Annotated in this window: 9 protein-coding genes and 1 tRNA gene; 5 read left to right on the top strand and 5 right to left on the bottom strand. The window is 69.8% G+C overall.

Annotated features, from left to right (window positions below; translation table 11 throughout):
• Positions 1–289: 289 nt before the first annotated feature.
• The 5 genes from KHC27_RS16705 to KHC27_RS16685 form a co-directional block, all read right to left on the bottom strand.
• Positions 290–3,646, bottom strand: a complete 3,357-nt coding sequence (locus KHC27_RS16705) for an error-prone DNA polymerase (RefSeq protein ID WP_425514890.1) — start codon at positions 3,644–3,646, stop codon at positions 290–292.
• Positions 3,647–3,653: 7 nt separating this feature from the next.
• Positions 3,654–5,084: a Y-family DNA polymerase gene (locus KHC27_RS16700; protein WP_213340523.1), complete on the bottom strand. Its 1,431-nt coding sequence runs from the start codon at positions 5,082–5,084 to the stop codon at positions 3,654–3,656.
• A gap of 13 nt (positions 5,085–5,097) precedes the next feature.
• Positions 5,098–5,874 carry an ImuA family protein gene (locus tag KHC27_RS16695; protein WP_246520022.1) on the bottom strand — a complete coding sequence of 259 codons (777 nt, stop codon included), beginning with the start codon at positions 5,872–5,874 and terminating at the stop codon, positions 5,098–5,100.
• Positions 5,875–6,270: 396 nt separating this feature from the next.
• Positions 6,271–6,346, bottom strand: a tRNA-Ala gene (locus KHC27_RS16690).
• 212 nt (positions 6,347–6,558) lie between these two features.
• Positions 6,559–6,957 carry a TIGR02300 family protein gene (locus tag KHC27_RS16685; RefSeq protein ID WP_213340521.1) on the bottom strand — a complete coding sequence of 133 codons (399 nt, stop codon included), beginning with the start codon at positions 6,955–6,957 and terminating at the stop codon, positions 6,559–6,561.
• A 258-nt stretch (positions 6,958–7,215) separates the two neighbouring features.
• Here KHC27_RS16685 and aroA point away from each other — a divergent pair, with 258 nt between their 5' ends.
• From aroA to KHC27_RS16660, 5 genes are all read left to right on the top strand, one after another.
• Positions 7,216–8,610: a 3-phosphoshikimate 1-carboxyvinyltransferase gene (gene aroA / locus KHC27_RS16680; RefSeq protein ID WP_213340520.1), complete on the top strand. Its 1,395-nt coding sequence runs from the start codon at positions 7,216–7,218 to the stop codon at positions 8,608–8,610.
• Positions 8,607–9,242, top strand: coding sequence for a (d)CMP kinase (gene cmk / locus KHC27_RS16675; protein ID WP_213340519.1), 636 nt, complete (start codon positions 8,607–8,609; stop codon positions 9,240–9,242). The genes aroA and cmk overlap by 4 nt, the downstream gene beginning before the upstream one ends.
• Before the next feature lie 32 nt (positions 9,243–9,274).
• Complete coding sequence (locus KHC27_RS16670) at positions 9,275–9,691, top strand: carboxymuconolactone decarboxylase family protein (RefSeq protein ID WP_213340532.1); 417 nt, start codon at positions 9,275–9,277, stop codon at positions 9,689–9,691.
• A 7-nt stretch (positions 9,692–9,698) separates the two neighbouring features.
• On the top strand, positions 9,699–10,652 hold the full coding sequence (locus tag KHC27_RS21745; protein WP_246520020.1) for a precorrin 6A synthase: 954 nt from the start codon (positions 9,699–9,701) through the stop codon (positions 10,650–10,652).
• Between the two features lie 323 nt (positions 10,653–10,975).
• Positions 10,976–12,952, top strand: a complete 1,977-nt coding sequence (locus tag KHC27_RS16660) for a putative bifunctional diguanylate cyclase/phosphodiesterase (protein ID WP_213340518.1) — start codon at positions 10,976–10,978, stop codon at positions 12,950–12,952.
• The last annotated feature ends 13 nt before the right edge of the window (positions 12,953–12,965 follow it).

Genomic DNA, 12,965 nt, shown 5'->3' with positions numbered 1-12,965 from the left:
CTATGTCTCAAGACCTGGGAGAGTAGGTCGCTGCCAGGCCTGCAAAAGACAGCATAACGCTTCTCCACAAACCAACAAAAACCCCCGCAGGTAATCCCTGCGGGGGTTTTTGTTGTCCATATACTCCCGCGCAGCCGCATGGCTGATCAGTGCATCCGCCCAGCAAGATCCCGCCGGCGATTCTCGTCCCGTGGCTGCCGTCACGATCAGGCAAGCGGCGCCGGCCGCGCGTCCAACCTGCCGAGAAGGCTGCCAGGGTTTTGGTCAGTCTCTCTCGGCCGTGACCTTCTCAGTGAAAGTCGCGTGATTTCGGCATGAGGCGGACCAGGCGCGGGTGGCCTTGCGTCGAACGGCGGCCAGCCAGCATGTGGCCGTGTCGCACACCAGGGCGGGTTCGCTCGTCTATGCCGGGGTCCACCAGCGGGCTGGCAATGGGGCAGGGCGTGTTCGGCGGTGGGGCGTCGAACAGGCGGGACAAATCGCGGGTGCGGTCGTATACGCGCGCGGCGATCACATGCAGGATACCCTCCGGGCTTTTCTGCACCTGCCCTTCAATCACGACCAGGCGTGCACCCATCACCTGCGCGCGGTACTGTTCGAACAGCCGGCTCCACAGCAGCACATTGACGATGCCGGTCTCGTCCTCGATCGTCATGAAGATGGCGTTGCCTTTGCCAGGTCGCTGACGCACCAGCACGATTCCGGCGGCGCGCGCGTGGGCCCCATCGCGCAGCCTTTCGATTTCGGCACTCGTGAGAACTTTCTCCGTGGCAAAAAGCGGCCGCAGCACCTCCATGGGATGGCCTTTCAGCGAAAGCCGCGCGGTCTGGTAATCGACGGCGATGTGCTCGCCAAGCGGCATGAGGGGCAGGTTCGCTTCTTCATCTGTCCCGAGCTCCGCGGCATCGGCCGCGGCGAACAGTGGAAGGGGCTGGTCGTCGGGCAGACGGCGGACCGCCCATGCGGCGGTCCTGCGGTCGTGACCAAGGGAACGGAAGGCGTCGGCATCTGCAAGCTTGCGCAGCGCCGCAACTGGCAGCCTGCTGCGCCGGGCCAGGGTCTCGATGTCCGGGAACGGGCCACCGAGGCGGGACTGGGTGAGCTGCCGGCTCCAGGCCTCGCTGAAGCCGTCGATCTGCCGAAAGCCAAGGCGAAGCGCGAGCGGGAGCTCGCCGCTGTCCCGTTCGACGGTGTTGTCGTGAAGGCTGTGATTGACGTCCACCGGTCGGATCTCGACACCATGCTCGCCTGCGTCACGCACGATCTGCGCCGGGGCGTAGAAACCCATGGGCTGGGCATTCAGCAGGGCGCAGGCAAACACCGCGGGATGGCGGCATTTGATGAAGGCGGAGATGTAGACCAACTTGGCGAAGGAAGCCGCGTGGCTTTCGGGAAAGCCATATTCGCCGAACCCCTTGATCTGCTCAAAGCAGCGCCGCGCGAAGGCGGGATCGTAGCCGCGCTCGGTCATCCGCTCGACCAGCAGAACCTGAAACTGGCCAATTGTTCCCATGTTGCGGAAGGTGGCCATGGCGCGGCGCAGCTTGTTGGCCTCCACATCGGTGAAGGCGGCGGCGACCATGGCGAGCTTCATCGCCTGTTCCTGGAACAGCGGAACGCCCTTGGTGCGCTCGAGCACGCCGCGCAGTTCATCGGGGTCATGGGGTGGGGCGGGTGACGGGTAGTCCTCCTTTTCCAGCCCGGCCCGGCGCCTCAGATACGGATGCACCATATCGCCCTGGATGGGGCCGGGACGCACGATCGCCACCTGGATGACGAGGTCGTAGAGGCGGCTCGGCTTGAGGCGGGGCAGCATGTTGATCTGTGCCCGACTCTCGACCTGGAACACACCGATGGAATCGCCCCGGCACAACATGTCATAGACATCAGGCTGCTCGGGCGGGATGTCCGCAAGCCCCCAGTCGATGCCTTCATGGCTGCGCATGAGATCGAGCGCCTTGCGGATGCAGGTGAGCATGCCCAGCGCCAGCACATCGACCTTGAGCAGGCCGAGCGTGTCGATGTCGTCCTTGTCCCATTCGATGAAGGTGCGGTCTTTCATCGCCGCGTTGCCGATGGGCACCATCTCGTCGAGCCGGCCGCGGGTGAGCACGAAGCCGCCGACATGCTGGGAGAGGTGCCGGGGAAAACCGATGAGGCGGGTCGCGAGGCCGACAGCGCGGGCGATCATGGGATTGTCGGGGTCGAGGCCGGCCTCCCGGACCTGACGCTTCGTGATCTCGCTGCCCCAGCTCCCCCATACCGTGTTGGCGAGCCGGGCCGTAATATCCTCGGTCAGCCCCATTGCCTTGCCCACATCGCGGATGGCGCTGCGGGGCCGGTAGGAGATGACCGTGGCGGCGATGCCGGCGCGATGCCGTCCATACCGTTCGTAGATATACCGAATCACCTCCTCCCGCCGGGCATGTTCGAAGTCGACATCGATGTCGGGGGGCTCGCGCCGCTCCTTGGAAATGAAGCGGGCAAAGAGCAGTTCGCTCTCGGCGGGATCGACGGCGGTGATGCCGAGCACGTAGCACACGGCGGAATTGGCCGCAGAGCCGCGCCCCTGGCAGAGGATGCCGCGCTTTTCCGCGAAGCGGACGATGTCGTGAATGGTGAGGAAATAAGGGGCGTAATCGAGCTCGGCGATGAGGCGCAGTTCATCTTCGAGCTGACGCTCGACCTTCGCGGGCAGGCCCGCGGGATAGCGCAGGACGGCATGGCGCCAGGTCATCGCCTCCAGCCAGCTCTGTGCGCTCGCGCCGGGTGGTACCGGCTCCTCCGGGTACTCGTAGCGAAGCTCCGCAAGCGAGAAGTCGAGGCGACCAAGATAGTCGCGCGTCTCCTCTACCGCCGCGGGCGCGTCGCGGAACAGGCGCATCATCTCGGCAGGCGCTTTGAGGTGCCGCTCGGCATTGGCCTCGAGTTGCCGGCCCGCCGCCTCGATGGTGAGGCCCTGGCGAATGCAGCTGAGCACATCCTGCAGGTCGCGCTGGTCCGGGTGGTGATAGAGCACGTCGTTGGTCGCGAGGAGCGGCAGGCGCAGCCTCTGCGTCAGGGCCTTCAGCGCCGCGAGGCGGCGGCGGTCATCGCCGCGCCGGCGCATGGTGGCGCCCAGCCAGAGCGAGCCGGGCGCCGCCTCGTGTAACCGGGCCAGAACAGCGTCGAGGGAAACTATATCATTAGCCGGCATATCATCTGGCGGCATCAGGATCAGCGAGAGGCCGCGCGCATCGGCCAGAAGGTCGTCGCGGTAGAGCAGGCAGGAGCCTTTGGCGCCGCGCAGATTGCCGGTCGTGAGCAGCCGGCACAGCCGGCCCCATCCCTCCCGCGACTGCGCATGGGCGACGATATCGGGCGTGCCGTCGGCGAAGACCAGCCGGGCACCCACCGCGAGGGTAAACGGTAGCCGCCGGGATGGATCGCCGGTTGCCGTGTGCCATGCTTCTTCCGCCTCCCTCACCGCAGCATGGGCCCGCACCACGCCGGCCACCGTGTTGCGATCGACCACGCCGAGGCCGCCATGACCCAGGGCGAGGGCCTGCGCCACCAGATCCTCGGCGCGGGAGGCGCCCCGCAGGAACGAGAAGTTGGACGCTGCCACCAGCTCGGCGAAGAACGGCATGGCCATGGTCCCGCTCATGAAGGTTTCATGCAAACAGTCCGTGAAGAAACCAGTGCGGCGCTGTGGTTTCCTGACCGTAGAGCCCGGCGCGAAACAGCCAGAAGCGCCTGCCTTCGCGGTTCTCGACCCGGAAATAGTCCCGCGTGGGAATGCCCGTCGCCTGCCGCCACCACTCCGGGGCGATGCGCTCGGGCCCTTCCGCGTGCGCCACCTCATGCACCACCCGCCGCCAGCGAAAGCGCAGGGGCGGGCCGTCGGGCACCTCGGCCAGCGCTTCGATGGGCTGCGGCGGGTCGAACATCATCAGGGGGCGGGGCAGCCTGTCGTCCGGCACCGGGCTCGATGGCGGCACCGGATCGGCCGCCGGAACGAGGCGGACGGCGCGGTCCGGATCATGGGTGTCGCGCAACATGAAGCGCAGCACGCGCTCCCGGCCCAGCCGAGCCACCAGCCGGTCGACCAGAGCGGCGACCTCCTCCTCCTCGAGGGCGCGGCCGTCGAGGCTCACCTGGGCCGGCGTCAATGTTTCGGCGCGCAGCACGGCGAGACGGATCAGGTCGAAGCCGAATCCAGGATCGAGCGGGTCGGCCAAGGCCTCCAGCTTTTCCTCGAACAACCGGCCAAGCGAGGCCGAATCGCGCGAAGGGCGCGCGGTCTCCACCGTCAGGCGCCGCACCGTTCCATCGGTGCGGAAGAAGGAAGCCTCGAAGGCCCGCCCGCCTTCACCGCGCGCCTCCAGCATCAGCCCGAGATCCTCGATCAGTCTGCGCAGCGCACCCTCGACATCCTCGGCCCGGCCGATCGGCTCGGCAAAGCGTCGTTCGGCGATGCAGGCGGGCAAGGGCCGGCGCGGCACGATCCGCACATCCTCGAAGCCCTGCGTCCGGCGCAGCCGCGTCAGCAGGCTGACACCAAAGCGCGCGGCCAGCGGCGTGCCAGGCCGCGCGGCGAGATCGCCGATGGTCTTCAGCCCCGCGCGCGAAAGTCCGGTGACCGTTTCCTCCGGCAGGTTTAGCGCCGAAATGGGAAGGGGGGCGACGCATTCCGCCTCGCGCCCGGGCGGCACCACGCCGCCTTTCCCATAGCGGGCGAGCGTGCTCGCCGCTTCCGGCGTGCCGGCGACGGCGGCCTGCAACGCTACCCCGTGACGTTGGAGATGCTCCACCACCCGTCGGCGCATCATCGCCTCGCCGCCGAACAGATGACCGCACCCGGTGATGTCGAGCACGAGGCCATCGTTCCCGTCGAGGGCGACCAGCGGGGTCCAGCGGTCGCAGTCATCCGCGATCCGCTCGAGAAAAAGGCCATCGGCGACTGGATCGTGCTCGGCCACAGCCAGATCCGGAATCCGGGCGCGCGCATCCGCCAGCGTCAGGCCGGGCGCCAGACCGAGGGCGCGGGCCTGGGATGAGACCGCGGACAGCCGCAGCGCGCCCTTTACCCGTTCGACGAACACCAGCGGCAGGGCTTCATCCGGCGCGGCGGAGGGCGGCCGTCGACGGCTCCGCTGTCGGGCCAGCCGATTTGCCGGCAGGAACGGAAACCACAGGGCGAGATAGCGGGGGGATGTCGCGGAAGGAACAGCTCTCATGGTCCCACTCCAGATTCCAGATATGACTTTGGACGCCGGCGCGATGGCGCAGCAGCGTGACGACGAAGGCCGGTGCCCCTGGCGCGTCCGCGGCCAGCGGGGTGGAGAGCATCGGGCGGACCAGCCAGCGGGTGACCGCGACACTGGGAGAAGCGCGCGCGGCCCGGCGCAGCAGAAAGAAGCTGACGCCGGAGACGCTGGCCCGCAGTGCCAGCCGTCTCGTGGCCGTGAGATCGAGTACCTTCGGCTCGCCCCACCATTCCAGCAGCACCGCTCCGAGCGCCGCACAGCGCACCGCATCGCCCGCAGCGCGCAGGGCTTGTTCAGGATCGCGCACCCGCACCAGGATGAGCCGTGCCGGATCGAGGCCGAAGCCGCTCACCCCGCGGGCATCGGGCCGTCCCGTTTCCGAATCGAGGAAATCCTGCCGTACCCAGACAAGGGGGCGCGCCTCGCCCTGCCCGTTCAAGGCCCGCAGCGCCAAGGCGAGGGCGAAGCCGGAAGCGGCCGGCATATCCCCCCCTTCCGCCGCATAGATCTCGTGCAGCGCCCCCCGCGCCAGCGTCTCCGCCAGCACCTCGTCCGGGCCTTTGGCACCCAGAGTGAAAGCCGATGAGGCGCTGGGCAAACGCACGGCCTCCAGTCCGGCGAGCATTTGCCTCAGCGCGGAAACGTCATGTGTCGCGCGCATCGTTGTTCCCGTTTTGTTCGATTAAAACGACTCAAAGACCGGGAAGAGTCAAGCTGTGCCCGCCTTGCCGTCGGTCGCCGCAGCGATCCTCATGCAGGCCGATGGCGCCGGCCGTGAGGCGTCTTATTGGCCGGAGGGCGGATGGGCGAAGGCCGCGGGTTGGCAGCGCTGGCAAGCGACCGTGCTGCCGCAGAGCCCAGTGCGGTCGACCGAAGAAGAGGCAAGCTGAGGGGCCGCTTCGGTGAGGCTCGGTCTGAAGCCCGGTTCGTCGGGTGACGGGGCTGCCGGATACGATGGCGAAGATTTTTTGAAGTTAATCGAACCGGCCTTACCGGCGTGGTCTCAATCGATCGATTGAATTGGTGGAGCCAGGCGGAATCGAACCGCCGACCTCTTGAATGCCATTCAAGCGCTCTCCCAACTGAGCTATGGCCCCACCGGGGGTTGCCGGGTGCGAACAGGCCGGAGGGGCAGGTTCGCTTTGGGATTGTCTCCCGGCGGGTGCTTCGGGCGTTGCCGTCAGCGGAGCGTCGTAAACCACATGGACGAGGAGACTGCAAGTGGGGGCTGGGGACAAATTCGAGCTGTCCCCGGCCGAAGCGCCTCCGGCGCCTTTTGACCGCCGCCGGCACGGGGCCGGCGGGCGCGTCAGCCCTCCTCGTCGTCCTCGATGCCGTCGCCGATCAGATCGGCCACGTCGTCATCGCCATCCTCGTCTTCTTCGAGGAAGGTGTCGTCGTCATCGGTCTCGACTTCGTCCTCGATCTCGAGGTCGTCGTCCGCCGGTGCCGCCTTGGTGGAGGTGGTGGCCTCCTCGTCGGCGTCCTCCAGCGAGACCAGTTCGATATCGCCCGTTTCCTCGACGTCCACTTCGGCCGGCTCGGCAACGACGGGACGCGGGGCTTCGACGCGACCGCGGGAGACCGCGACAGTGATCGGGACGATCTGGCCCGTATAGGGCGAGATCACCGGATCCTTGTTCAGGTCGTAGAATTTGCGGCCCGTCACGGGGCAGATGCGCTTCGTGCCAAGTTCTGGCTTCGCCACGGGTCTGACCTCGGATGGTGTGGATGAAGGGGGCTCCCATAGGACCCGAGGCTCCGGCCTGTCAAGCGCCAATCGCGGGCGGTCCTCTCCGGCGGTGGCGCGAGGCGGGCTTGCGGACGGTGGCGACGTAGGCATGGGACGCAGGCCTGGAAAGCGCGGTGACGGGCGCGAGGATCCCACGGCCGGGCATGACGCTGCCGTTGCAATCGTGTTAGGAAGCCCGCTCTCGCTCTTCCCAGCAAAGCCGGCCTTTTCGACATGAGCAGCACCCTTTCTTCGTCCGCCGCCGCCCTCCCGGTGTCTTCCGGCCATGGCGAGGCCGCGCCGCGGCCGGCGCTCGCCCGTGCGGGCACGCCGCTTCTGGGAACCGTGCGCGTGCCCGGCGACAAGTCGGTGTCGCACCGGGCCATCATCTTCGGCACGCTAGCGGTGGGCGAGACGCTGATCTCCGGGCTGCTGGAAGGCGAGGATGTGCTCAACACCGCCCGTGCCTGCGCGGCGCTGGGCGCGCAGGTGGAGCGGCTCGGCCCCGGCGCCTGGCGGGTCCAGGGCGTGGGCGTCGGCGGCCTGCGGGCGCCTTCGGCCCCGCTCGACTTCGGCAATTCCGGCACCGGTGCGCGGCTGATGATGGGCATGGTCGCCGGCAACCCCATCACCGCGACGTTCGACGGCGATGCCAGCCTTCGCCGCCGGCCGATGCGCCGGATCCTCGATCCGCTGGCGCGGATGGGGGTGGAGGTGGTGTCCGCGGCCGAGGGCGGGCGGCTGCCTCTCACGCTGCGCGGCCCGCGGGATCTGGTGCCCATCGCCTATGAAAGCCCGGTCGCCTCGGCGCAGATCAAGTCCGCGGTGCTGCTGGCCGGGCTCGGCGCCCCGGGCGAGACCTCGGTGACCGAGCAGGAGGCGAGCCGCGACCACACCGAGCGGATGCTGACCCATTTCGGCGCCGAGGTGCGGGTGGTGCCCCACGGTGCCCATGGCCGCACGGTCACCGTCGTCGGCCGCCCGGAGCTCAAGCCCGCGCCGGTGCAGGTTCCCGCCGATCCCTCCTCCGCGGCGTTCCCGCTGGTGGCGGCGCTGGTGGTGCCGGGCTCGGAGGTGGTGATCGAAGGGGTGATGACCAACCCCCTCCGTACCGGATTGCTGAGCACTCTCAAGGAGATGGGCGCCGAGATCGAGTATCTCGACGAGCGGACCGAGGGCGGCGAGAGCGTGGCCGACCTGCGGGTGCGGGCCTCGCGGCTCACCGGGGTCGACGTGCCGGCGGAGCGGGCGCCGTCGATGATCGACGAATACCCCATCCTCGCCGTGGCGGCCGCCTTTGCCGAGGGAACCACGCGGATGCGCGGGCTTTCCGAGCTGCGGGTGAAGGAATCCGACCGTCTTGCCGCGGTGGCGGCCGGGCTGGCGCAGGCCGGGGTGCGCCACCGCATCGAGGGCGACGACCTGATCGTCGAAGGCCGCGGCGCGGTGGAAGGCGGCGGCACCGTCACCACCCATATGGATCACCGCATCGCGATGAGCTTCCTGGTGATGGGGCTCGCCAGCCTCAACCCCATGAAAATCGACGATATTTCCTTCGTCGCCACCAGCTTCCCGAGCTTCGTGCCGCTGATGGCCGGGCTCGGCGCCGACATTGCCGAGGTGTCATGATCCTCGCGCTGGACGGTCCCGCCGCGTCGGGCAAGGGCACGCTGGCGCGGCGGCTGGCCGCCCATTACCGTTTGCCCCACCTTGATACCGGGTTGCTCTACCGCGCCGTCGGGGTGGGGATGATCCGGGCCGGGGCGGCGCTGGATGACGAGGCGGCGGCGACGGCGCTGGCGGCGACGCTGGACCTCGCCGGTTTCGACGCCGAGACGCTGAAATCCGGCGCGGCGGGGGAGGCGGCGTCGCGGGTCGCGGCGATGCCGGGGGTGCGCAAAGCCTTGCTGGAGCTGCAGAAATCCTTCGCGGCGCAGCCCGGCGGGGCGGTTCTCGACGGGCGCGACATCGGCACCGTCATCGCCCCCGGCGCGAAGGTGAAGCTCTTCGTTACCGCAAGCCCCGAGGTGCGCGCCCAGCGCCGCTTCCGCGAGCTGCTAAGCCGCGGGGAAGACACGACATTCGAGGCCGTGCTGGACGATATCCGCCGCCGCGACGCCCGCGATTCCGGCCGGGCCGAGGCGCCGCTGCTGCGGGCGCCGGACGCGCGGGTGCTCGACACTTCCGCCCTCGACGTGGAGGCGAGCTGGCGCGCCGCGCTGGGCCTCGTCGAGGGGCGCCTGAAGGAGATCGGGGCGTGACCAGTCAGGATGGTGGGGTGGACGATGACGCCATTCATCCCCCCGCCGTGGCGGGTGAGGACAGGCTCGCCCGTGGCCGGGCGCAGCTCGCCCGCATCACCGGCAGTTCGGGCGAGCATCTCATGGAGACGCTCGCGGAGGTTGCGCCGGACTTCGCCCGCTACATCTTCGAATTCGGCTATGGCGACATCTACTCCCGCCCGGGGCTCGACCTGCGCACCCGCATGCTCGCCACCGTCGCCGGGCTGGTCGCGCTCGGCCATGCCCAGCGCGAGCTGGAGGTGCATATCGGCTCGGCGCTGAATGTGGGGGCCAGCCGCGAGGAGGTGGTGGAGGTCATCATGCAGATGGCGCTCTATGCCGGCTTCCCCGCCGCGCTCGACGCCCTGCTGGTCGCCCGCCGGGTCTTCGCCGCCCGCGGCCTCACCGATTCCCCCGCCGCGCCCTGAGCGGCCGATGCGCCGCGTCCTCGTCATCGGCATCGGCATGGGGCAGGCGAGCCAGCTCACCTTCCGCGCCGCCGAGGCGCTGGGGCAGGCCGATCTCTTCCTGCTGCTGGAGAAGGGCGAGGCCGCCGCCGGGCTGGTGGCTCTGCGCGAGGGGCTGCTCGCCCGGTTCGCCAAACCCGGACACCGGGTGGTGCGGGCACCGAGCCCCCGCCGCCTGCGCCCGCCGCTGCCCGCGGGCGAGGCCGGTGGCGCTGCCGCCGAAAGCGCGGCGCGGGACGCGGCCTACCGCGCCAGCGTCGCCGGCTGGCACGAAGAGCGCGCGGCGCTGCTGGCGGCGCTGCTCGCCCGCGAACTGCCGGAAGACGGCACCGCCGCCATCCTCGTCTGGGGCGACCCCATGCTCTACGATTCCACCCTGCGGGTGCTGGAGGCGGCCCGCGCCCTGTTCGCGCGGCCGGCGGCCGGCGGGAGCGAAGCCGAGGGCTCCGGGCGGCCGGCATCCGCCATGCCGGGCGGGCCCACGACCGCGACGCATCCGCCGCCGGCGACGGGCGGTCCGTTCCCGCCGGGCGCCGTGGCGCCGCCGCCGGCGGCCGCCGACGGCTTTGCGGTGGAGGTGGTGCCGGGCATCTCGGCGCTGCAGATGCTGTGCGCCGCCCACGCCATTCCGCTCAACGGGGTGGGCGAGCCGGTTCTCGTCACCACCGGCCGCCGGGTCGCCGAGGAAACCCCGGCCGCCCCGGCCTTCGCCGTGCTGCTGGACGATGGCAGCGGGCTGCGGGCGCTGCGGGCCCGCGGCTGGAAGGGCGAGGTGTGGTGGGGCGCCTGCCTCGGCACCCCGGACGAGGCGCTGCTCGCCGGGCCGCTGGAGGAGATCGCCGCCGCGATCCTCGACGCCCGCGCCGACATCCGGGCGCGCCTCGGCTGGGTGATGGATGTGTGGCTGGCCCGGCCGGCGTGAGGGAAGACCCCTGCGCTGCGCCTGCGAGACCGGCGCGGGCGGACGGTCCCCGGCGCGGCGCCGGCGGGTCCTGACGAAGAGGCCCCCGACCGGATGAGGCTCCCGCCCGGCGCCTCGGCCGATGGCCGGGCGTGCCGTGCCGGCACCCCCGCTCCGGCGCGATCAAAAATCAGTCGTAATATTGGTCCAAGCCTAAATCTTCCTTCGTACAATTCGGCGACGCTCGGGAAGATGTCATTGCCTGTTTTGCCTCCGCAACCTTATGTCTTCTTTATTTGAACATGCGTATTTTGACGTGTATCACCGAGGAACATAACACCTGGATGCTGGCGCTCGCGGTGCTGGTGTGCATTGGCGGCGGCTGGGTTGCGCTCGAGCTCCATCGTCGGGCTTTGCAGCGTTCCGGCCGCCAGCAGGTCGGCTGGGTGTTCCTCGCCGCGGTGGCGGCGGGTTCCTCGGTGTGGTGCACCCATTTCGTCGCCATGCTGGCCTATCGGGCCGACATCCCCGTGCTGTACGACCCCGTCCTGACGCTGCTGTCGCTGCTCGCGGTGGTCGGCGGCACCACGCTGGCGCTGCTCATCGCGGTGACGGGCGGCCTCGCCTCCGCGGCCATCGGCGGCGCGCTGCTCGGCCTCTCGGTGGCGGCCATGCACTATGTCGGCATGCTGGCCTATCGGATCGACGGCCTGCTGAGCTGGAACGCCACCGCTGTCGGCGCCTCGGTGCTGCTGTCGGTGGTGTTCGCCGCGGCGAGCCTCGCGGCGCTCGCCTGTGGGCGCCGGGGGCTCGGCCTCGCGGCCTTCGTCGCCTGCGTTCTGGCGCTGCACTTCACCGGCATGGCGGCCCTGACGGTGTACCCCCTGCCGGCGCTGCCGCCCGACGCCGCGCAGGTCGAGGGGCTGGCGGTGGCCATCGCCAGCGGCGTGCTGCTCGTCATCGCCACCGGCGTGGCGAGCCACATGATCGATTCCGACATGAACCAGCAGACGCTCGGCACGCTGAAGCAGATGGCCCTCAGCGACGCCCTCACCGGACTGCCGAACCGCAACAGCTTCGTGAACTTCATGCCGGTCAAGCTCGCCCGCGCCCTGCTGGACCGGCGCTGCGTGGCGGTGGTGCTGATCGACCTCGACCGCCTCAAGGACGTGAACGACCGGCACGGCCACGACGCCGGGGACCAGATGCTGGCGGCGGTGGCCGGGCGGCTGCGCCAGGCGCTGAAGCGGGACGAGTTCCTCGCCCGGATGGCGGGCGACGAATTCGCCGCGCTCAAGCCGATCGGCGATGTCGCCGAGGCCGACGCCTTCGTCACCCGGCTGGAGCAGGCGCTGATGGCGCCGCTCCGGATCAAGGGCACCGACCTCGTGCCCCGGGCCAGCTTCGGCGTCTCGATCTTCCCCAGCGACGGCGATACCCCGGCCCGGCTGATCGGCAGCGCCGACCTCGCCATGGCCCGTGCCAAGGCCGACGTGACCCGGGCGGTCTGTTTCTACGAGGCCTCCATGGACGAGGCGGCGCGGCGGCGCCGCGAGCTGGTGGCGGAGCTGCGCACCGCGGTGGAGCAGGAGCAGTTCACCCTGCACTACCAGGTGCAGGCCGATGTCCGCTGTTCGCAGGTGGTGGGCTACGAGGCGCTGGTGCGCTGGCGGCATCCGGGCCGGGGCTTCGTCTCCCCGGCCGACTTCATTCCGGCGGCGGAAGAGAGCGGGCTGATCCTGCCGCTCGGGGAATGGGTGCTGCGCACCGCCTGCGCCGAGGCCGCGGCCTGGCCGCCGACCCAGAAGGTCGCGGTCAACCTGTCGGCGGTGCAGATCGCCCATTGCGACCTGCCGGCGCTGGTGGCCGACGTGCTGGAAGAGAGCGGCCTCGCGCCGGGGCGGCTGGAGCTGGAGATCACCGAATCCGCCATCATCCAGGACAAGGAGCGCTGCTTCCTCGCGCTGCAGGCGATCCGCGACCTCGGCGTGACGATCGCGATCGACGATTTCGGCACCGGCTATTCCTCGCTGGAGACGTTGCGCACCTTCCCCTTCAGCCGCATCAAGCTCGACCGCTCCTTCATGGCCGACATCACCCGCTCGCCGCAGGCCCGCGCCATCCTGCGGGCGGTGCTGGCGCTCGGCCGCAGCCTCGACATCAAGGTGCTGGCGGAGGGCGTCGAGACGCTGGAACAGCTCCGGCTGCTGGAGGCCGAAGGCTGCCACGAGGTTCAGGGCTACCTGCTGGGCCGGCCCCAGCCGGTGGCGACCGGGCTGAGCGCCGCGGTGGCCGGCGCCATGCCGGCGCAAACGGGGTGAGGGCGGCCGGCGG

Origin of the sequence: Ancylobacter lacus (assembly GCF_018390635.1) — a bacterium.
Lineage (GTDB): Bacteria > Pseudomonadota > Alphaproteobacteria > Rhizobiales > Xanthobacteraceae > Ancylobacter > Ancylobacter lacus.
Note: the sequence above shows the minus strand (reverse complement) of the source record. Positions and strands in the feature narration are given on the sequence as shown.

Coding starts and splice junctions, on each gene's coding strand:
- aroA (WP_213340520.1), top strand. CDS start 7,216: ATGAGCAGCACCCTTTCTTCGTCCGCCGCCGCCCTCCCGGTGTCTTCC.
- KHC27_RS16705 (WP_425514890.1), bottom strand. CDS start 3,646: ATGAGCGGGACCATGGCCATGCCGTTCTTCGCCGAGCTGGTGGCAGCG.
- KHC27_RS16660 (WP_213340518.1), top strand. CDS start 10,976: ATGCTGGCGCTCGCGGTGCTGGTGTGCATTGGCGGCGGCTGGGTTGCG.
- KHC27_RS21745 (WP_246520020.1), top strand. CDS start 9,699: ATGCGCCGCGTCCTCGTCATCGGCATCGGCATGGGGCAGGCGAGCCAG.
- KHC27_RS16695 (WP_246520022.1), bottom strand. CDS start 5,874: ATGCTCGCCGGACTGGAGGCCGTGCGTTTGCCCAGCGCCTCATCGGCT.
- cmk (WP_213340519.1), top strand. CDS start 8,607: ATGATCCTCGCGCTGGACGGTCCCGCCGCGTCGGGCAAGGGCACGCTG.